Genomic DNA, 18,923 nt, shown 5'->3' on the forward strand with positions numbered 1-18,923 from the left:
CGAGCTCCTGAACGCTGCTTAGAAACAATGCTCTTGGGCGGGGAAGCGGCGGGCCTTGACGTCTTCGTGGTAACGGCGAAAGGCACCCGGGATATCGTCGGCCTCGGTCATGAAGTTCTTCACGAAGCGGGGCGTACGGCCGTGGGTGACGCCCAGCACGTCGTGCATCACCAGGATCTGGCCGTCGGTATCGGGGCCGGCGCCGATGCCGATCACTGGCACTTCCAGCGCCTCGCTCACCGCCCGGCCCAGGCTTGCCGGTACGCACTCGAGCAGGATCACCGAGGCGCCGGCCTCTACCAGCGTGCGGGCATCCTCGAGGATCCGGGTCGCCTGCTCGGCCTCGCGGCCCTGCACCTTGTAGCCGCCCAACTGATAGACCGACTGAGGTGTCAGGCCCAGGTGGGCGCAAACCGGCACGCCGCGACGGGTCAGCTCGCGGATGCCGTCGGCCATCCAGGCCTCGCCCTCAACCTTGACCAGCTCGGCCCCGGCGCGCATCAGCTGGGCGGCATCCTGAAGCAGACGCTCGGTGCTCGAATTGCTCATAAAGGGCAGGTCGACCATCAGTAGACTCTTGTCCCTGCCGCGGTACACGCAGCGGGTATGGTAGCAGACCTCGTCGAGGGTCACCGGCAGGGTGCTGGCGTGCCCCTGCAGCACCATCCCCATAGAATCGCCGACCAGCAACACCTCGATCCCCGCCTCTCCGGCCGCGCGGGCGAAGGAGGCGTCGTAGGCGGTCAGGCAGCTGAACGGCTCACCGGCGCGCTTGAAGGCCTGCAGCGTGCTCAGGGTGACGGTTTTCATGGCGTGCTCTCATCGTCTTGTCGTGGGAGGTCTCCGGCGGACCTGCCTTGGTGTGACCAGCGATTGTTACCCGAATTCTGCCGAAGTGTCGATAGGTAACAGTTTGGAGTGTATTTCAGCTCTGCGGTAACACCGGCTGCAGGTCCCCGGTATCGAGCCCTGCGATCCATTGCGCCAGGGGGTGACCTTCGAGTACCAGAGTCGGCGCCAGCTCTGCCAGCGGAACCAGAACGAAGGCGCGTTGGATCATCTCCGGATGGGGCAGTGTCAGCCGCGGCAGCGTGACCCGGTGATGATCGAAGAGTAGCAGATCCAGGTCCAGGGTCCGGGGGCCCCAACGCCGACCGCGCACGCGGCCGTGGCGCTGTTCCAGGGCCTGCAACTGATCGAGCAGGGCGAGTGGCGAGAGCCGAGTCTCCAGGTACGCCACGGCATTGATGTAGTCGGGCTGGTCGGCAGGGCCCAGCGCTGGGCTGGCATAGAGCCGCGAGGCGGCGATGCGCTGGGTCAGGGGGAGATGGTCGAGCTCGCGAAGGGCGCGCTCGACATGCTCCTGCGGGCCATCGAGGTTGCTGCCCAGGCCGATCCAGGCATGGTGCCGCGGGTGGTTCATGTATCGCTCGCGGGACCCCGCGGCTTCCTGCGGCGTCGGCGGCGCTTGCGCGGCTGGCCGCTGCCGGCCGGGTCGGCGCCGACCTTGCCCAGCAGGCGCCGCTGCTCATGCTCGTCGGCCTGCTGGAAGGCGGTCCACCAGTCGCCCAGGCCGGGTTCTAGCTCGCCGGCGCCTTCGCGCAGCAGCAGGAAGTCGTAGGCGGCCCGGAATCGCGGATGCTCGTGGGTCTGGAAGACGCGCTTGCCGCGGCGCAGCGGCAGGCGCTGCTGCAGGTCCCAGATGTCGCGCATCGGCAGGCTGAAGCGCTTGGGGATGGAGATGTGCTGGAGCTGACGCGAGACCACCTGCTGGGATGCCGCCTGGAGCGCAGGAATAGGCGGCATGCCCTCGGCCTCTAGGCTCGCCTGGCGCTGCTGGACGGGTGCCCAGAGCAGAGCGGCGAACAGGAAGGCCGGGGTTACCGGACGGTCTTCGGCGATGCGGCGGTCGGTGCTCTCGAGCGCCAGCTCGACCAGGCGCTCGGCCCACGGCAGTTCCTCCATGGCCTCGTCAGCCTCGGGGAAGAGCATCTCGAACAGCCCGTAGTCGCGCAGCAGATGGAAGGTGGTGACGCCCTGACCGGCCATGAACAGCTTGAGGATCTCGTCGAACAGCCGCGCCGGGGGAATCTGCAGCAGCAGCGGCGCGGCGTCGTGGATTGGTGCCTCGGTGGCAGAGTCGAGGTGGAAATCGAGCTTGGCGGCGAAACGCACCGCCCTGAGCATCCTCACCGGGTCCTCGCGATAGCGGGTGGCCGGGTCGCCGATCAGCCGCAGGGTACGGGCCTCGATGTCGCGCACGCCGTCGGCGAAGTCGTGGATCGAGAAGTCGGCGATGTTGTAGTAGAGGGCGTTGACGGTGAAGTCGCGGCGCAGGGCGTCTTCCGCGATATTGCCCCAGACATTGTCACGCAGCAGCAAGCCATCGTCCGACTGCTGTGAGATATGGTCTGCGTGGTCATCGCTGGGCTTGCCCCGGAAGGTGGTGACCTCGATCACCTCGCGGCCGAAGCGGACATGCACGATGCGAAAGCGCCGGCCAATGATGCGCGAGTTGCGGAACAGGTCCTTGAGCTGTTCCGGCGTGGCGTCTGTGGCGACATCGAAGTCCTTGGGCATGTGGCCGAGCAGCGCATCGCGGATGCACCCTCCCACCAGAAAGGCCTGAAAGCCGGCATTGTGAAGCCGGTAGAGCACCTTGATGGCGGCCTCGCTGAAATGCTGACGCGAAACAGGATGTTCCTGACGAGGAATGATGCGCGGCCCGGTGCTGCCGGCCGGCGCATCCTGAGGGCCGAACAGCGACTTGATGCGCTCGCCCGGACTCTGCAGAAAGCGGGTAAAACCTTTGATCATGCGGCGATATCGACTCGCGGGACACGGAAAAGCGTTGAGTGTAGCGGACCACTGACACCTTGCAAAGCACATCACGGCGCCGAAGGCGTTCTGGACGTAGAAAGGGGAGGCCGATGGCCTCCCCTGTAAGCAGGATGCAGCATCCCTGCTGCTGGTTCTTCTTCGTGATGGCGCATCGCCCTGAATACGCACCACAGTCACCAAGGAGTGTTCAGGCAAGCGGTGTTCTTGTGTTTGTTGATGCTCCTGACGGCGACCGTCTCGTATTCAAAACAATAGTCCAACCACGACGGCATGGATGCATGCCTCCTTCCGGCTTGTTGGTGTTGTTGCCGAAAGTGCACCTCGACGGCCATTGTCATTGTTGGTTGGCCGTATGCGGGTGCGTCGCGTCCTGATGGCTCCGGTGCTTCGAGCAGCTTGTTCTTGTTGGGAGCCCGAAGGCCTCGCGCCGTGCCGATGCTGTTCTTGTTGTCGGCAGGCGCCGAAGTCGTATGGGCCGGGTGTCTTGTTGTTGTTGGCGGGTCAAGCCCTGTCACGCCTGGCTGTCTTGTTATTGTTGGCAGCGGGTGACGTCCGGATTTGTTTTTCTTGCCATTGAAGTAGCAGGCTGCGTGCCACAGCAGGAAAATACTATAAATAACATGATGTTATGGCGTATTGAGTGAGTCTGTCTTCCGGCGCAGGGCTGGAGTGTTACCCGATTTTCCCCGTTGTGAAACACTGGCTGTGTGGGAAGGTAACAAATGGTGCATGACCCCGCAGACGAAGCCGCGGGTGCTTGAGCCTAGTCTCATGGCGGTTGCCTCAACTCGTGCTGCGACGTGGACTCTTCTTGCGGGGAATGCCCAGGCGTTGGCGGCGCTCCCACAGGCACTTGCGGCTGATGCCGAGTTTCTGGGCGAGCTCGGTCTCGCTCATCTGGTCCTGGTGCTCCAGCACGAAGTGCTGGAAGTAGTCCTCCAGGGAGAGGTCCTCCCCGTCGCTGGCTTCCTGATCCCCCGCGCCGGCGAGGACCGGTGCGGGTGCCGGAGACCTGTCCTGCGGCCGGGGTGTCCGCGCGAGCCCCAGGTCGTCGGGATGGATGAGGTGGCCCTCGGCGAGGATGGCGCCGCGTTCCAGGGCATTCTCCAGCTCGCGTACGTTGCCTGGCCAGGGGTAATCGCGGATGGTGCGTCGTGAGGCCTGCGAGAGCCGCAGCCCGTTGCGCGCGTGGCGCCGGCAGGCCTTCTCCAGCAGCACATCGGCGATCTCGAGGATGTCGTCCTCGCGCTCGCGCAGGGCCGGCAGGTCGATCTGCATCACGTCGAGGCGGTAGTAGAGGTCGAGGCGGAACTCACCGGTCTTCGACAGGCTCTGCAGGTCGCGGTGGGTGGCGGCGATCAGGCGCACGTCGACATGGCGGGTCTCCACCGAGCCGATCTTGCGGATCTCGCCCTCCTGCAGCACCCGCAAGAGTCGCGCCTGGGCATCGAGCGGCAGTTCGCCGATCTCGTCAAGGAAGAGGGTGCCACCATCGGCGGCTTCGACCAGGCCGGTGCGCGAGGCACTGGCGCCCGTAAAGGCGCCCTTCTCGTGCCCGAACAGCTCCGACTCGATCAGCGTCTCGGGAATGGCTGCGCAGTTGACGCATACCAGCGGCGCATGGGCGCGGCGGCTCTGCTGGTGCAGGGCGCGGGCGACCAGCTCCTTGCCGGTGCCCGACTCGCCCTGGATCAGCACGGTGACATCGGCCGGCGCCGCCTTGCGGATGCGCGTGTAGACCACCTGCATGGCGGGGCAGTTGCCGATCATCGGCTGGTGCTTGCCGCCAGGTTGGGCGACGTCAGGGGGTACGCCCTGCTTAAAGGCCTCACGGTGCAGTATCCGAGCCACAGTCTCGAGCAGCTCGTCGTGGTCGAAGGGCTTGGCCACAAAGTCCACGGCGCCGAGCTTCAGCGCCTCCACCGCGGATCGCATGCTGGCGTAGCTGGTCATGATCAGCACCGGCACGGGGGCGGCGAGGGCGATCAGCTCGGTGCCGGGCTCACCGGGCAGCCGCAGGTCGCTGATCACCAGGTCGAAGCCTTGTGGCTCGAGCGCCAGGGCCTCGTCCACCGAGCCGGCCTCGCTGACCCGGTGGTCGTGGCGCTCCAGCAGTCGCTTCAGGGCGCTGCGGATGATGGCGTCGTCTTCAACGATCAGGATCCGGCTCATCGGTCACCATGCTCTGGTTGGAGGGGCAGCCACAGGTGGATCCGGGTGCCTTGTGATGAAGGGGTCGTACAGGCGGTCGTGTGCCCGCGCTTCGATGCCGTGGCCCTGGTCGGTGACGGGACGTGGAGCCACTTCCCTTGACCTCGTCCCTTTACGTCGAGGCTGGCCGGGCAACGGTTGTGGTAGCGGGTATCCTCCCCCGAGCGGGCAAGGTGGATCAAGTGCAGGGCCTCGTCGGTCAGCACCCCCAGATGAGGAAGGGGCGATACCAGGCCACCTCGGGGATGGCCCAGCCGCTCCTCAGCAGTGGCGAGCGCAGGTGTCCGCCGAAGACCAGGAAGAGCCTGATCTGATAGACGTCCATGGCGGACTTCTCTCAAGGGGCGTCGGTGCTGGCCTGACGGTGTGCCTCGGCATGCAGCCGGTCGATCTTCCAGTGGGCGACGGCCCAGCGCAGCTGCTCGTCCACTGGTGCCGTGGCCAGCTCTTGGGGCGGGGTCTGGTCAAGCGCTGTCAGCGCCGCATGCAGCAGCGGGCGCACGGCGTCGTCCTGCTCCGGAAGGGCCGGTGCCAGGTTCTGCTTGGAGAGCTTCTGGCCGTCCTCGCCGATGATCAACGGCAGGTGCAGATAGCTGGGTTCGGGGACGCCCAGGGCGTGCTGCAGCTGGCGCTGCCAGGGAGTGTTGTCGAGCAGGTCGAAGCCGCGCACCACGTCGCTGATGTCCTGGTCGGCGTCGTCGACCACCACGGCGAGCTGGTAGGCCCAGAGGCCATCCTTGCGCTTGAGCACCACGTCGCCGAGCTCGGCCGGGTCGAAGCGCTGCTGGCCGAACAGGCGGTCCTGCCAGACCACCGGCCGCAGGCCGAGATCGCTGCGCAGTCGCCAGGCTACCGGCTTGGCGGGTTCGCTTACGCCGTTGCGGCACCAGCCGGGGTAGACGGAATACTCACGCCACTGCTTGCGCGAGCAGCTGCAGGGGTAGGCGAGATCCCGGGCGATCAGTTGCTCGAGGGCGGCCTGGTAGGCGTCGTGCCGGTCATGTTGCCAGATGACTGGTCCATCCCAGTGCAGGCCGAAGGCCTCGAGCTGGCGCAGGATGGTGTCGGCGGCTCCGGCGGGGCAGCGCGGTGGGTCGATGTCCTCGATGCGCAGCCGCCATTCGCCGCCCGCTCGGCGAGCATCCAGGAAGCTGGCCAGGGCCGCCACCAGCGAGCCGAAGTGCAGGGGCCCCGACGGGGTCGGCGCAAAGCGTCCACGGTAGTCGCTCACCGGCTCATCCTGTTGCAAAGGGCCGGCATGCAAACGGGCACCCTGGGGTGCCCGTCGCGGGGTGGAATGGCGCAGATCGTCATGGCCGCCTCAGCCGCCCAGCTGTTTTTCCTTGAGCTCGGCCAGGGTCTTGCAGTCCACGCACAGGGTGGCGGTGGGCCGCGCCTCGAGCCGGCGGATGCCGATCTCGACGCCGCAGGCCTCGCAGAAGCCGTAGTCGTCCTCGTCGATCTTCTCGAGGGTCTCGTTGATCTTCTTGAGCAGCTTGCGCTCGCGATCGCGGGTGCGCAGCTCCAGGTTGAAGCCTTCTTCCTGGGTGGCGCGATCGGCGGGGTCGGCGTAGTTGTTCGCCTCCTCCTGCAGGTGGCGCACGGTGCGGTCGACTTCTTCCATGAGCTCCTGTTTCCAGCCCAGCAGGATCTGTCGGAAGTGCTCCAGCTGCTTCTCGTTCATGTACTCTTCACCCGGCGCCGGCTCGTACGGGGTGAATTTCTTGGGAGCATCCATCTTCTTTTCAGCTACTGGCATGGGATTGCCTCGTTACTTGAGTGACTACTGATCAATACCCGCCGTGGTGCCTGGTATCTCACGCCAAAGGGGTGCTTGTTTAGCGTAAAAAGAAGGCACATGCAACCTCTTCCACTGTCAGGACTGCGCCGGCACGCCAAAAGTCGTAAGATGCCGGTTTTGACCGCCGGCTGCGGGTTTAAGGTGCCCGTCGTGCCGCGCCGTGTCGAGAGGAGCCGTGCATGTCCTGGAATCCGCGCGTCGAGCGCATCGCCCCCTTCCGCGTGATGAGCCTGCTGGAGACGGCCCAGGCTCGCGAAGCCGCCGGGCACGATGTCATCCACCTAGAGGTCGGTGAGCCTGATTTCCCGACTCCCGAGCCGGTGATCGAGGCTGGCCATGTCGCCCTGTCAGCGGGGTATACCCGCTATACGCCCGCAGCGGGGCTTCCGGCCCTGCGCGAGGCCATCGCCGGTCATTATGCCGAGCATTTCGGCACCGCGGTCGACCCCAGGCGCATCCTGGTCACGCCCGGTGCCTCAGGGGCGCTGCTGCTGGCCAGCCAGCTACTGGCGGGCCCCGGTGATCGGGTGCTGATGGCCGACCCCAACTATCCCTGCAACCGCCACTTCATGGCCCTGGCGGGTGCCGAGGTAGACGCGGTGCCGGTGGGCCCGGCCAGCGACTGGCAACTGGATGCCGGTCTCGTCGAGGCCCACTGGCGCGACGAGACCCGCCTGGCGATGCTTGCCACGCCCTCGAACCCCACTGGCCATATGCTCGATGCCGGCCAGCTCTCGGCGGTGGCCGACACGGTGGCGGCGCATGGTGGCCATCTGCTGGTCGACGAGATCTACCAGGGCCTCTGCTACGACCTCGAGCCTCTTTCGGTGGCCTCGATCACCGCGGACGCCTTCGTGGTCAACAGCTTCTCCAAGTATTTCGGCATGACTGGCTGGCGCCTGGGCTGGCTGCTGGCGCCCGAGGCGGCGGTGGAGCCTCTCACTCGGCTCGCTCAGAATGTTTTCCTGGCTGCTTCTACCCCCGCACAGCACGCGGCCCTGGCCGCCTTCACACCCGAGAGCCGAGGCATCCTCGAGACTCGGCGCAGCGAACTCGGACGGCGCCGCGATGCCCTGCTGGCGGGGCTCTCCCGCCTGGGGCTGGCACCCTCGCTGCCACCCCAGGGAGCCTTCTACCTGTGGCTCGACATCTCGCGCTACAGCGACGACAGCGAGGCCTTCTGCCAGGCGCTGCTCGAGGAGGAGAACGTCGCCATCACCCCGGGCACCGATTTTGCCCTACACGGCGGTGAATACCATGTGCGCATCGCCTTTACCACCGGCGAGGCGCGGCTGGAGGAGGCCGTTTGCCGCCTCGAGCGCTTCCTGGCGCGCCGCTGATGGAATATCCTGCCTTGGTTCCCGGTATCTTGCTGCGTCGCTACAAGCGTTTTTTGGCCGACGTGCGCCTCGATGATGGCCGCGAGGTGGTGGCCCACTGCCCCAATACCGGCTCGATGCGGGCGGTGAACGTGCCGGGTTGTCGGGTGTGGCTGTCGCCCAGCGACAACCCGGCCCGCAAGCTGGCCTGGACCTGGGAACTGATCGAGCTGCCGCAGCCTAACGGCACCACTGCGACGGCCTCGGTGCACACCGGGCGGGCCAACCGCATCGTCGAGGAGGCGCTGCGCGAGGGCAAAGTAGAGGAACTGGCCGGCTATGCGGCGCTCCGGCGCGAGGCTAGCGTAGAGAGGGCGAGGCTCGATTTCCGTCTCGATGACCCCGAGCGTGGCTGCGTCTTCGTCGAGGTCAAGCAGGTGACTCTCATGGAGGCCGACGGCCACGGCTATTTTCCGGACGCGGTGAGCGCGCGGGGTCGCCGGCACCTCGAGGCGCTGGCCCTGCTCGCGGCACAGGGCCACCGCGCCGTGCTGCTCTTCTGCGTGGCCCACGAGGGCATCGAGGACGTGGCCCCCGCAGCCCACCTGGACCCGGCCTATGCTGCGAGTCTGCGCGAGGTGGCGGGCCTTGGCGTGGAGGTGCTGGCGCGGCGCTGTGAGGTGATCCGTGAGGCCGGCGTGCCGGTGGCAATCCGCCTGGGACGCCGGCTGCCGGTTTCACTTGTCCGCGAGGTGGACTCGGCCGTTGTCGTCGATTGAGCCGGGAGGCTCTCGCGGGTCAGCGGTCGATATAGAAGCGCTGGATGAAACTGATCTCCGCGGGCTCGGCATTGCGGTCGTAGCGCACACGCAGGTCGAAGCGCATCGGTTCGTCCTCGTGGATGCGGAATACTGCCACCTGGGATGGCGTGTCACCGATACGCAGGCTGCGAAACGCCAGCGGTTTGGCGTCGCCCCCGTCGAGCCCGCTGATTCGACCGTCGACCGGCGCCGTGACCGGACGGGTCGAGCCATCCTCGAGTTCCTCGATCACGCTGACGTTGAGCAGGGCCATGACTCGGCTGCGCTGGATGCCGTGTTCCCGGGCCACCTCCTCCGGCAGGAAGCTGGTGTTCACGGCGCTGTAGTGGATCTGGTAGTCCCCCACCTGTTCGTACTGCTGGGCCTGGGCCGGTAGGGTCAGCAGCAGCGCCAGGCCCATGGCCAGGGCCGCCAGGCTGTGTCGCATCATCGTCGGTGCTCCCTTCATCGGTGTCTCGCGCTTGCGCCTCCCCGGCGTCACGCCCTGCGGCGGGTGACCCGGAAGATGGCGATCTCGCCGAACAGGTTGGGCCACCACCGCGAGGTCCAGTGTCCCTCGTGGTCACCGATGCCCACCGCCCGGTCGACAATGCTCAGACCCTTGTCGCGGCACAGGCGTTCAAAGTCGTTGAAGGTCGAGAGGTGGATGTTGGGGGTGTCGTACCAGGCATGGGGCAGCGACCGGGACACCGGCATGTAGCCCTTGAAGCCCAGGTAGGCGCGGTGGCGCCAGTAGGCGAAGTTAGGAAAGGTAATGATGCACTCGCCGGCAACGCGCAGCATCTCGTCGAGCATCAGGTCCGGGCGACGCAGGGCCTGCAGTGCCTGGGTCATGACCACCAGATCACAGGCGTCATCCTCGAAGTTGGCGAGCCCCTCGTCGAGGTTCTGCTCGATGACATTGACCCCCTTGGCCAGGCAGGCGGTGATGCCGTCGGGGTCGATCTCCAGGCCATAGCCCGTGACCTGCTTGTCGCGGGCCAGCGCCGCCAGCAGCGTGCCCCCACCGCAGCCCAGGTCGAGCACCCTTGCGCCGGACGGAACCCAGTCATGAATAAGCTTGAGATCGGCGCGCATCATGGGCGTTCCTCTAGGCCCTGGTCGCGGGCGACGCGGTTCATGAAGGCGGCGAATACCGCCTGATAACGCGGCTCGGGCATCAGGAAGGCGTCGTGGCCATGGGGCGAATCGATATTGGCGTAGCTGACGGCCTTGTCGGCGCGGATCAGGGCGTTGACCAACTCCTTGGACCGCGGTGGCGGGAAGCGCCAGTCGGTGGTGAAGCTGACCACCAGGAAGGGACAGGCGGCAGGCGCCAGGGCGCGGGCCAGATCACCGTCGTGGGCCGCAGCGGGGTCGAAGTAGTCCAGCGCCTTGGTCATCAGAAGGTAGGTGTTGGCATCGAAGGAGTTGGAGAAGGCATCGCCCTGGTGGCGCAGGTAGGACTCCACCTGGAACTCCACGTCGTAGCCGAAGTTCAGGTCGTTGCTGCGCAGGTCGCGACCGAACTTGCTGCCCATGGCGTCTTCGGAGAGGTAAGTGATATGACCTACCATGCGGGCGAGCTTGAGGCCGCGGCGTGGCGCCGTGTCATGGTCGAAATACCAGCCGTCCTGGAAGTCACGGTCGGAGCGGATCGCCTGACGTGCCACTTCGTTGAAGGCGATGTTCTGTGCCGACAGCTTCGGCGTCGCCGCGATAATCACCGCATTGGCGATGCGCTCCGGATAGTCGAGGGTCCACTGGAGGACCTGCATGCCCCCCAGACTGCCGCCGATCACGGCGGCGAAGCGCTCGATGCCCAGCCGGTCGGCTAGCCGCGCCTGGCTATGGACCCAGTCTCCGACGGTCATGATCGGGAAGTCAGGTCCCCATTGACGCCCCGTCTCGGGATTGTCGCTGGTGGGGCCGGTGCTGCCGTGGCAGCCACCGAGGTTGTTCAGCGAGACCACGAAGAAGCGCTCGGTGTCGATCGACTTGCCCGGGCCGATGTGCGCATCCCACCAGCCCGGCTTCCGCTCCTCCGGCGAGTGGTAGCCGGCCGCATGATGGTGGCCGGAGAGGGCATGGCAGATCAGGATGGCATTGGAGCGTTCGGCGTTGAGGGTGCCGTAGGTCTCGTACACCAAGTCATAGGCCGGCAGCGTCCTGCCGCAGGCCAGGGCCAGGGGGTCGTCGAAGTGCGCCGTTTCGGGCGTCACCAGGCCGACCGAATCGGGGGGGAACTCGGGCATCGGTCGTGTCGTGTCCAGTCGTGGGTGTCGGCCGGCCTCAGAGGCCGACCAGGGCACCGGCGATGCCGGCGGCACGGGTCAGCGAGCCCACCACGATACCATCGATCAGGCTGATGGCGATGAACACCACGATGGGCGAGAGGTCGATCATCCCCAGCGGCGGGATCACCTTGCGCACCGGCGCCATGATCGGCTCCACCAGTTGCATCACCAGCAGTGCACCCGGATGGCTGGCTTGGGGCGCCACCCAACTGAGGATGATCATCACGATCAGGGCGAAGAAGTAGATCTTGAGGATGGCGTTGGCGATGGCGGCCAGTGAGCCGATCGCCACGCCGGCGATGGGCGCCATGCCGAAGCCGGCGACCTGCAGGATCACGATGATGCTGATCGCCTTGATGACGAGGGCCGTGGCCAGGGTGGCCAGGTCGAAGCGTCCCATCACCGGTCCCAGGAAGCTCTGGAAGGGACGTACCGCCGGCTGGGTGATCTTCACCACCGACTGGCTGATGGGGTTGTAGTAGTCGGCCCGTGATGCCTGCAGCAGGAAGCGCAGCATCAGCAGAAAGATGTAGATGTTGATCAGGGTGTTCACCAGCAGCAGGCCGGCGCTTCCCAGTTGACTGCCCATCGGGGCTCCTCCATGTCGTTGAATCGTCGTCGTGTCGGCCCTAGTGAGTGACGGACACTATCACTATCGGGTCAGCGCTTGCCGAGTTCGTCGGCCATCTCGGAGGCGCGATCGGCACATGCGGTCATGGCCTCGGCCATGATGCGGCGCAGGCCGGCATCCTCGAGGTGCTCGATGGCTCGCTCGGTGGTACCGCCGGGCGACATCACGTTGCGCTTGAGCTCGGCAGGAGGCTTGTCACTCGAAAGCGCCATCTTCGCTGCGCCCAGGGCGGTCTGCATGGCCAGCCGCCGTGCGGTGTCGGCGGGCAGGCCCAGCTTTACACCGGCCTCTTCCATGGCCTCGAACATCAGGAAGAAGTAGGCGGGAGCGCTGCCCGAGACGGCGGTGACCGCATCGAGCAGGGCCTCGTCATCGACCCACTCCACCAGGCCCACGGCCTCCATCAGCTCGGTGGCGAGACGTCGTTGGGCATCGTCGACATTGGCGTTGGCGTAGAGCCCGGCAGCCCCGGCTCCGACAAGCGCGGGAGTATTGGGCATGCAGCGTACCAGGGGCAGATTGCCGCCGAGCCAGTGTTCCAGGGTCTCGGCGGGCAGGCCCGCCGCCACCGAGACAATCAGCGGCCGGCGTGACTGGATGGCATCACCCATTTTCTCGCAGACCTCGCGCATGATCTGCGGCTTGACGGCCAGCACCACCACGTCGGACTCGGCGGCGGCCGCGGCATTGTCGGTCGTGGTGCGGATGCCCAGCCGTTCACGCAGCGGGGCGAGGATGTCGTCGCTGGGCGAGGTTGCCGTGATGTCGTCGGGCGAGAAGCCGCTCTCGATCATTCCGCCGATGATGGCGCCGGCCATGTTGCCGGCGCCAATGAAGGTGACTTTGCTGGCCATGGAATCTGTCCTGTGTCGTTCGACGTATGTGGCCGGCGTGGTTCGCCGGCATATGTTGGTTGTCACTCTCGTGCGGTTCGCTCTCCGAAGATCGCGGTACCCAGGCGTATCAGGGTGGCACCCTCGAGCACGGCGGCTTCCAGGTCGCCGGACATGCCCATCGAGAGGGTATCCAGCGGTGCCTCGGGGAGGCGCTCGCGGAGGCCCTCGAGGGCCTCCCGAAGGCGGGCGAAGGGCGCGCGTTGGGCGTCCAGCCCCTCGACCGGCGCGGGGATCGCCATCAGTCCGCGCAGGTGCAGGCGAGGCATCGCCTGGACCGCCTCGGCCAGCGTGGGCAGTGCCTCGAGCGATACGCCGGACTTGCTCGGCTCATCGCTGATGTTGACCTGCAGGCAGATGTCCAGCGGGTCGAGCGCCCCGGGGCGTTGATCATTCAGACGTCGGGCGATCTTCTCACGGTCTACGCTATGCACCCAGGCGAAGTGCTCGGCCACCTCGCGGGTCTTGTTGGATTGCAGCGGACCGATGAAATGCCAGACGATGGGGTCGAGGTCCGCCAGTTCGGCCTGCTTGTCCAGGGCTTCCTGGACATAGTTCTCGCCGAACTCGCGCTGGCCCAGGTGCCAGGCTTCGCGGATCATGGTGGCGGGCTTGGTCTTGCTGACGGCCAGCAACCGGGCGGCATCGATGGGCCTTCCGGCGGCGTTCAGCGCGTCGGCGAGACGGGTGCGGGCAGCGGCCAGGGACTCGGAAAGTACCACGTCCGTCATGTCTGAGTGTCTGTCATACTGATCATTCTGAAGGGAACCTTATCCCGGGAGCAGGGGAACCACATGGATATTACCGAACTGCTGGCATTCTCGGCAAAACAGAAGGCCTCGGACCTCCACCTCTCGGCGGGCCTGCCGCCGATGATCCGTGTCGATGGCGACATACGCCGGCTCAATGTGCCGGCCATGGAGGACCGCGAGGTCCGCAAGCTGATCTACGACATCATGGCGGACCGCCAGCGCCGTGACTACGAGGAGTTCTTCGAGACCGACTTCTCCTTCGAAGTGCCGGGCGTCTCGCGCTTCCGTGTCAACGTCTTTAATCAGGCGCGGGGGGCCGGCGCGGTGTTCCGTACCATCCCCACTGAAGTGCTAACCCTGGAAGATTTGGGCATGGGCCAGGTCTTCCGGCAGCTCTCCATGCTGCCCCGCGGCCTGGTGCTGGTCACTGGCCCCACCGGCTCGGGCAAGAGCACGACGCTCGCGGCGATGATCGACTACATCAACGACAATCGCTTCGAGCACATCCTCACCATCGAGGACCCGGTGGAATTCGTCCACCGCAGCAAGCGCTGCCTGGTCAACCAGCGTGAGGTGCACCGCGATACCCATGGCTTTGCCCCGGCGCTGCGCAGCGCCCTGCGCGAGGACCCCGATATCATCCTGGTCGGCGAGCTGCGCGACCTGGAGACGATCCGGCTCGCCCTCACTGCCGCCGAGACCGGCCACCTGGTATTCGGCACCCTGCATACCACCTCCGCGGCCAAGACCATCGACCGGATCATCGATGTCTTTCCCGGCGAGGAAAAGTCCATGGTGCGCTCGATGCTCTCCGAGTCATTGCAGGCGGTGGTCTCCCAGGCCCTGCTCAAGCGCCAGGGCGGTGGCCGGGTCGCGGCCCACGAGATCCTCGTGGCCACCGCGGCAGTACGTAACCTGATCCGCGAGGACAAGGTGGCGCAGATCTACTCGGCGATCCAGACCGGTGGCAACCTGGGGATGCAGACTCTGGACTCCTCTCTGGCACGCTTGGTGACGGACAACACGGTGACCCGCGAGGAAGCCCAGGCGAAGGCCAAGGGTACGCTGGCGAGCTGAGGAAGAAACAACGATAACAAGGAGCAGGGACATGACGGCAAAAGAGTGGCTCTACCAGCTGCTGGATATCATGGTGCAGAAGGAGGCGTCGGATCTGTTGATCTCGGTGAACGCGCCGCCGACTCTCAAGATGGCCGGCCAGCTCACTCCCCTGGGCGACCAGGGCCTCAGCGTGGCGCAGGTCACCGAGCTGGTCGGTGCCTCGATCCCCGAGATGTTGCTGGAACGCTTCCGCGTCGAGCATGAGGCCAACTTCGCGCTGAGCCTCAAGGACAAGGGTCGCTTCCGCGTCAGTGCCTTCCAGCAACGCAACCAGATGGCCATGGTGATCCGGCGCATCGGTTTCGAGATTCCTCATCTGGAGGAGTTGTCGCTGCCCGCCACGCTCGGTGAGCTGGCCAACAACAAGCGCGGCCTGGTGTTCGTGGTGGGCGGTACCGGTACCGGGAAGTCGACCACCCTGGCGTCGATGATCCAGCAGCGCAACGAGACCGTGGGGGGGCACATCATCAGTGTCGAGGACCCCATCGAGTACGTTCATCCGCACCGCAAGGCGATCATCAACCAGCGCGAGGTCGGTATCGATACCGATTCCTTCGAGGTGGCGCTGAAGAATACCCTTCGCCAGGCGCCGGACGTGATCCTGATCGGTGAGGTGCGTACCCGGGAGACCATGGAACACGCTCTGACCTTCGCCGAGACCGGCCACCTGTGTCTGGCGACGTTGCATGCCAACAATGCCAACCAGGCGTTGGACCGGATCATCAACTTCTTTCCCATCGAGCGACACGCCCAGGTGTGGCTCGACCTCTCGCTCAACCTGCGGGCTATCGTGGCCCAGCAGCTTCTGCCGACCATTGATGGCGGTCGCACGGCCGCCATCGAGATCATGCTCAAGTCGCCGCTGATCGGTGACCTGGTGCGCAAGGGGGAGGTCTCCGAGATCAAGAACGTCATGGGTCGCTCGCGGGATCTCGGCATGCAGACCTTCGATCAGGCGCTCTTCGATCTCTTCAAGGCCGGCAAGATCACCGAGGAAGTGGCGCTGGTGCATGCCGATTCGGCCAATGACCTGCGCATGATGATCAAGTACGGCGACGAGGACAGCGAGGGGGTGGCCGGGGCCAGGGACGCGGCCAGCCATCTTTCACTGCGCGGCGAGGACGACTTCTAGGGAGCGTAGATCCCGCCCAGCACCCGAGGCCCGGTGGCGCCCGTCACCGACGCCAGGTTGCCAGGCAGCCCGGCCAGCCGCCGCCACGCCAGCCAGGCGAAGGCGCCGGCCTCCAGCCACTCGGCGGGCCAGCCCCAGTCATCACCGGAGACCAGCGACGTCTCTGGAAGCCGGCGAGCCAGGCGGGCCAGCAGGTCCGGGTTGTAGGTGCCGCCACCGCAGGGAATAAGCAGCGCGGCCGGCGGGGCGTCGAGGCCTTCCCTGGCCATCTCCACGCCGAGGGCTACGCTGGCGGCGGTCAGCTCGGCCAAGGTGGCCTGGACGTCTTGCGGCGCCTCCTCGCCCTGTAGTTGCCTCTGCAGCCAGTCCAGGTGGAAGAGCTCCCGGCCCGTGCTGCGCGGTGGCGGCAGGTGGAAGAAGGGCTCCGCCAGCAGACGCTCCAGCAATGCCTCGTCGACCCGTCCCGAGGCCGCCCAGGCCCCGCCGGCATCGAAGCGCCCCCCGCGATGCTGGGCATGCCAGGCATCCAGCAGGGCATTGGCCGGGCCGGTGTCGAAGCCCAGCAGTTCTCGTTCGTCCTCGGCGGGCGGCAGCAGGGTCAGGTTGGCGAAGCCCCCCAGGTTGAGCACCAGGCGCCATTCGCCGTGAGCCCGGAACAGCGCCTCATGGAAGGCCGGGGCCAGGGGCGCGGCCTGGCCGCCGGCGGCCAGGTCGCGACGCCGGAAGTCGGCCACCACCGGACAGCCGGTGAGTTCGGCCAGCAAGCTGGGGTTGTCGAGCTGCAGCGTATAGGCCGGGCCACCGCCATGGCCCTTGGGGGCGTGCTCGATGGTCTGGCCATGGCTGCCGATGGCCGAGATGGTCGTCCTTTCCACCCCGCTCGAGGTGATCAGTGCTTCGACGGCAGCGGCCTGCAGTCGGCAGAAGGTGTCCTCGGCATCCGCCAGTTCGCTGAAGGCCACCCTGTCGGCATGGCAGAGCCGCCACAGCAGGTCGCGCAGCGTCTCGGGCATCGGCGTGTCTTGCGTGGCGACCAGGCGTGGTGCGTTCTCATCACGGATCTCGACGAGGGCGGCGTCGATGCCGTCGAGGCTGGTGCCTGACATCAGGCCAATGTAGAGACTCATGGGGACTCCCGGGCGGGCTCAACCGTGGATGGCCGGTCATGGTAACATCCTCGACCATTCGACTATCGAGTGCCCGCGGGTCGCGGGCCGCCTGCTGAGTGGAGAGGAGACAATGACCGATGTTGCTGACGCCCTGGCGCTGCTGAAGCGCGGTACCCACGAGATCCTGCTCGAGGAGGAACTGGTCAAGAAGCTGGAATCCGGGCGCAAGCTGCGCATCAAGGCGGGCTTCGATCCCACCGCACCGGACCTGCACCTGGGCCACAGCGTCCTGCTGACCAAGATGCGTCAGTTCCAGGACCTGGGTCACGAGGTCATCTTCCTGATCGGCGACTTCACTGGCCGCATCGGTGACCCCACCGGCAAGAACGTGACGCGCAAGCCGCTGACCGAGGAAGAGGTCAAGATTAACGCCCAAACATACAGGGAACAGGTGTTCAAGATCCTCGATCCCGAGAAGACCGAGGTGCGCTTCAATGCCGAGTGGTTCTCCGCGATGAGCGCTGCCGACATGATCGAGCTGGCCGGCCAGAGCACCGTGGCGCGTATGCTCGAGCGTGACGACTTCGACAAGCGCTACACCGCGGCGCAGCCGATCTCCATCCACGAGTTCCTCTATCCGCTGGTGCAGGGTTACGACTCCGTGGCGCTGGAGGCTGACGTGGAGCTCGGTGGCACCGACCAGAAATTCAACCTTCTGATGGGCCGCGAGATCCAGAAGCACTTCGGCCAGGCGCCCCAGGTCGTGATCACCATGCCGCTTCTGGAAGGTCTGGACGGCGTACAGAAGATGTCAAAGTCCTTGGGGAACTATGTCGGGGTCGACGAGGCGCCAGGGTCGATGTTCAACAAGTTGGTCTCCATGCCCGACAGCCTGATGTGGCGCTACTTCGAGCTACTCTCGCTCAAGCCCAACGAGGAGTTCGAGGCGCTCAAGCGCGATGTCGAGGCCGGTGCCAATCCCCGAGACATCAAGATGATCCTCGCCCGCGAGTTGATTGGTCGCTACCACGGTGAAGAGGCAGCGGCCAACGCCCACCGCTCTGCCGGCAATCAGCTGGCCGAGGGGGAGTTGCCGGAGGATCTGCCCGAGGTCGAGGTCGACTTCGAGGGCAGTGCCCAGGCGCCCATCGCTGCGGTGCTGAACCGCTCGGGGCTGGCCAACAACAGTGCCCAGGCCAAGGACATGCTCGGCAACGGTCGGGTCAAGGTGGATGGTGACGTGGTCGAGCGCGACCATATGCTGGAAACCGGCCGTAGCTATGTCATCCAGGCGGGCAAGAAGCGCTATGCCCGGGTGACACTCGCCTGACGCTGATCGATGAGTCTTCCCACGACGCCCGCGCAGGGCGGGCGTCGGCGTCTCTGCCCAATCTGACTTTTTGTCCACAGGCGGTGGCCGCGAAGGGGTTGTGGAACGAATGCGAGAAGGTTGGACTGTCTCGGCCTGTTCACTCTGCCGTTAGCGCCGTGACATTTTTCTTCCCGAGGGCCTTGCGCGGTCCCGGGGGAATCCGTAAAGTACGCATCCGCTGCCGGCGACGGGCAACGTTTCCGGCGGTTGTAATTGGCAGAATCCGTTGTTTCTATTTGGTTTTTTCGAAGCGGCACGCAAAATTACCGCTTGACGAAAACATCGACTTCGGTAGGATGCGCCACTCGATCGGATCATGCGTCGATCACCCCGGAGCCTTCTTCGGAACGCCCACAGGGTTGACAGCGCCAGCCGATCACGTAGAATACGCCTTCCTCGCAGGGCGCTGACGAGCCACCCGGTGGCACGCCAGCAAGCGAGACGCTCCTCTTGTTCTTCGAGAGATCAGAGCCGCTCTTTAACAATCGATCAGGTAATTCATGTGGGCGCTTGTCGGGATGTTGGTGACCAGTCACTGAAACATTCAAGGCAAGCGACTCGTCAAGGATCTTCGGATCTTTTTGAGAACGTTTAGACCTTGAGCCAAGTTTGGTGCGCTTAACGCACCGATGATTTTAAACTGAAG

The 18,923-nt window shown here is 65.6% G+C and carries 19 protein-coding genes; 5 read left to right on the forward strand and 14 right to left on the reverse strand.

The window, feature by feature from the left end:
• Nucleotides 1–18: 18 nt before the first annotated feature.
• The 7 genes from panB to dksA form a co-directional block, all read right to left on the reverse strand.
• Nucleotides 19–810: a 3-methyl-2-oxobutanoate hydroxymethyltransferase gene (panB, locus tag BMY30_RS15270; protein ID WP_089715260.1), complete on the reverse strand. Its 792-nt coding sequence runs from the start codon at nt 808–810 to the stop codon at nt 19–21.
• Nucleotides 811–925: 115 nt separating this feature from the next.
• Complete coding sequence (gene folK, locus BMY30_RS15275; RefSeq protein WP_089715262.1) at nt 926–1,423, reverse strand: 2-amino-4-hydroxy-6-hydroxymethyldihydropteridine diphosphokinase; 498 nt, start codon at nt 1,421–1,423, stop codon at nt 926–928.
• A complete protein-coding gene (gene pcnB, locus BMY30_RS15280; RefSeq protein WP_089715263.1) occupies nt 1,420–2,817 on the reverse strand; it encodes a polynucleotide adenylyltransferase PcnB in 1,398 nt (465 codons plus the stop codon). Before pcnB ends, folK begins: the two co-directional genes overlap by 4 nt.
• A gap of 807 nt (nt 2,818–3,624) precedes the next feature.
• Entirely contained in the window at nt 3,625–5,013 is a 1,389-nt protein-coding gene (locus BMY30_RS15285; RefSeq protein ID WP_089715265.1) for a sigma-54-dependent transcriptional regulator, read from the reverse strand.
• 238 nt (nt 5,014–5,251) lie between these two features.
• Complete coding sequence (locus BMY30_RS18320) at nt 5,252–5,377, reverse strand: hypothetical protein (protein WP_280140908.1); 126 nt, start codon at nt 5,375–5,377, stop codon at nt 5,252–5,254.
• Nucleotides 5,378–5,389: 12 nt separating this feature from the next.
• Entirely contained in the window at nt 5,390–6,283 is an 894-nt protein-coding gene (gene gluQRS / locus BMY30_RS15290; protein WP_089715267.1) for a tRNA glutamyl-Q(34) synthetase GluQRS, read from the reverse strand.
• 90 nt (nt 6,284–6,373) lie between these two features.
• The gene (gene dksA, locus BMY30_RS15295) at nt 6,374–6,811 is read right to left on the reverse strand and encodes an RNA polymerase-binding protein DksA (protein ID WP_040183924.1); all 438 of its coding nucleotides are present in this window, start codon (nt 6,809–6,811) and stop codon (nt 6,374–6,376) included.
• A gap of 221 nt (nt 6,812–7,032) precedes the next feature.
• Here dksA and BMY30_RS15300 point away from each other — a divergent pair, with 221 nt between their 5' ends.
• Together BMY30_RS15300 and sfsA are read left to right on the forward strand one after the other, a co-directional pair.
• Nucleotides 7,033–8,193: an aminotransferase class I/II-fold pyridoxal phosphate-dependent enzyme gene (locus BMY30_RS15300; RefSeq protein WP_089715269.1), complete on the forward strand. Its 1,161-nt coding sequence runs from the start codon at nt 7,033–7,035 to the stop codon at nt 8,191–8,193.
• Nucleotides 8,193–8,951 (forward strand): DNA/RNA nuclease SfsA, encoded by a 759-nt coding sequence (sfsA, locus tag BMY30_RS15305; protein ID WP_089715271.1) that lies wholly within the window; start codon nt 8,193–8,195, stop codon nt 8,949–8,951. The genes BMY30_RS15300 and sfsA overlap by 1 nt, the downstream gene beginning before the upstream one ends.
• A gap of 19 nt (nt 8,952–8,970) precedes the next feature.
• On the opposite strand, the gene BMY30_RS15310 is transcribed toward sfsA, so the two are convergent.
• From BMY30_RS15310 to BMY30_RS15335, 6 genes are all read right to left on the reverse strand, one after another.
• Nucleotides 8,971–9,423 carry a DUF4426 domain-containing protein gene (locus tag BMY30_RS15310; RefSeq protein WP_089715273.1) on the reverse strand — a complete coding sequence of 151 codons (453 nt, stop codon included), beginning with the start codon at nt 9,421–9,423 and terminating at the stop codon, nt 8,971–8,973.
• A 47-nt stretch (nt 9,424–9,470) separates the two neighbouring features.
• Nucleotides 9,471–10,070, reverse strand: a complete 600-nt coding sequence (gene metW, locus BMY30_RS15315) for a methionine biosynthesis protein MetW (protein WP_089715295.1) — start codon at nt 10,068–10,070, stop codon at nt 9,471–9,473.
• Nucleotides 10,070–11,227 (reverse strand): homoserine O-succinyltransferase MetX, encoded by a 1,158-nt coding sequence (gene metX / locus BMY30_RS15320; protein WP_089715275.1) that lies wholly within the window; start codon nt 11,225–11,227, stop codon nt 10,070–10,072. The genes metW and metX overlap by 1 nt, the downstream gene beginning before the upstream one ends.
• 37 nt (nt 11,228–11,264) lie before the next feature.
• The gene (locus BMY30_RS15325; protein WP_089715278.1) at nt 11,265–11,858 is read right to left on the reverse strand and encodes a YggT family protein; all 594 of its coding nucleotides are present in this window, start codon (nt 11,856–11,858) and stop codon (nt 11,265–11,267) included.
• 71 nt (nt 11,859–11,929) lie between these two features.
• Complete coding sequence (gene proC / locus BMY30_RS15330) at nt 11,930–12,754, reverse strand: pyrroline-5-carboxylate reductase (protein ID WP_089715280.1); 825 nt, start codon at nt 12,752–12,754, stop codon at nt 11,930–11,932.
• Nucleotides 12,755–12,816: 62 nt separating this feature from the next.
• Complete coding sequence (locus BMY30_RS15335) at nt 12,817–13,524, reverse strand: YggS family pyridoxal phosphate-dependent enzyme (protein ID WP_089715282.1); 708 nt, start codon at nt 13,522–13,524, stop codon at nt 12,817–12,819.
• Between the two features lie 63 nt (nt 13,525–13,587).
• Here BMY30_RS15335 and BMY30_RS15340 point away from each other — a divergent pair, with 63 nt between their 5' ends.
• Nucleotides 13,588–14,622, forward strand: coding sequence for a type IV pilus twitching motility protein PilT (locus BMY30_RS15340; RefSeq protein ID WP_089715284.1), 1,035 nt, complete (start codon nt 13,588–13,590; stop codon nt 14,620–14,622).
• A gap of 31 nt (nt 14,623–14,653) precedes the next feature.
• Complete coding sequence (locus BMY30_RS15345) at nt 14,654–15,796, forward strand: PilT/PilU family type 4a pilus ATPase (protein ID WP_089715286.1); 1,143 nt, start codon at nt 14,654–14,656, stop codon at nt 15,794–15,796.
• Here BMY30_RS15345 and BMY30_RS15350 read toward each other — a convergent pair.
• Nucleotides 15,793–16,923, reverse strand: coding sequence for an anhydro-N-acetylmuramic acid kinase (locus BMY30_RS15350; protein WP_089715288.1), 1,131 nt, complete (start codon nt 16,921–16,923; stop codon nt 15,793–15,795). The genes BMY30_RS15345 and BMY30_RS15350 overlap by 4 nt on opposite strands.
• 112 nt (nt 16,924–17,035) lie before the next feature.
• Between BMY30_RS15350 and tyrS the strand changes: the two genes are divergently transcribed.
• Nucleotides 17,036–18,235 (forward strand): tyrosine--tRNA ligase, encoded by a 1,200-nt coding sequence (gene tyrS / locus BMY30_RS15355; protein ID WP_089715289.1) that lies wholly within the window; start codon nt 17,036–17,038, stop codon nt 18,233–18,235.
• Nucleotides 18,236–18,923: the final 688 nt, after the last annotated feature.

Source organism: Halomonas daqiaonensis (genome assembly GCF_900109725.1).
GTDB classification, from domain to species: domain Bacteria; phylum Pseudomonadota; class Gammaproteobacteria; order Pseudomonadales; family Halomonadaceae; genus Halomonas; species Halomonas daqiaonensis.